We start from the raw sequence: 1,067 nt of genomic DNA, 5'->3' as shown, positions 1-1,067 counted from the left end.
CGGCCAGGGCGCGGGGCGCCGGCAGATGCGCCGAGAGGTTCAGCGCCCGCCGCTCGCCACCCTCGCCCGGCACGCCGTACCAGCCCGGCGGATGGCGCGGGCCCGGGACGGTCTCGGCGAAGCGGTGCGCGGGGATGGCGCCGACGCCCCCGGCCGCCGGGCCGAGCCGGCCGAAGCCGTCCATCACCTCGAGCGGCGCCAGCGGCGTCTCGCCCTCCGCCCCGGCGACGCCGGAGGACAGCGCCACCACCCGGCGCAGCAGATCGATGAACAGGCCGGAGAGCGGCAGGTTGGACCATTCGGCATTGGCGGTGACATGGAACAGCACGATCCGCCCGGCGCCGCGCGTCTCGGCGGTGACCAGCGGGGTGCCGTCGGCCAGCCGGGCCCAGCTGCGGGCCGAGAGTTCCGGCCCCGGCTCGGCCAGGACCTGGGTCGAGACCGTGACCTCGCCGGGCGGCGCCAGCCCGGCGAAGGGCGAGGCCTCCGGGAAGGGCGCCAGCGGCTGCGGCTGCTCCCAGGAGAGCGCGCCGCCGAGCTGCCGCTCCCCGGCGCGCAGCCGCACCGGCAGCAGGCTGTCCGGCGCCTCGGCCAGGCGCGGGCCGGCGAAGCGGACCAGCGTGCCCCCCGCCTCGACCCAGCGCTCCAGCGCGGCGCGCTCCCCGGCCTCGGCCACCGGCCGGTCGGCCAGCACCAGCACGGCGAGCTGCCGGGCCAGGAGCTGCTCGATGCCGCCGCGCCGCAGCTCGGCATAGGGGGCGAGCGCCCGGTCCAGGTAGTAGAGCGGCCCGAGCAGCGGCGTCTCCGCCCCCTGCTCGGCCGGGCCCACCAGCCCGACCGGGCGGCGGCGGAAGCGTTCGTCCAGCAGCACGGCGGCGCCCGCCGTCTCCTCGCCCTCGATCTCCAGCCGGATGATCTGGTTGCGGATCTCGAGCGGCAGGTCGAGCCCGCCGCGCGCCTCGCGGCCGCCGGCCTCGACCGGAAGGGTGGCGCGGGCCAGCGCCCGCCCGTCCCCGGTGCGGGCCAGCACGGCCACGCTGCCGGCGGCCGGCGCGGCGGTCTGGCGC

At 79.5% G+C, this 1,067-nt stretch carries 1 pseudogene; it reads right to left on the bottom strand.

What is annotated here, in order from left to right:
- Positions 1 to 1,067 (bottom strand): annotated as a pseudogene (locus tag ACVMLK_RS21105) (DUF4159 domain-containing protein); the annotation flags it as partial.

The organism is Teichococcus aerofrigidensis (assembly GCF_054073225.1).
This window is presented reverse-complemented; position numbering and strand designations above follow the sequence as displayed.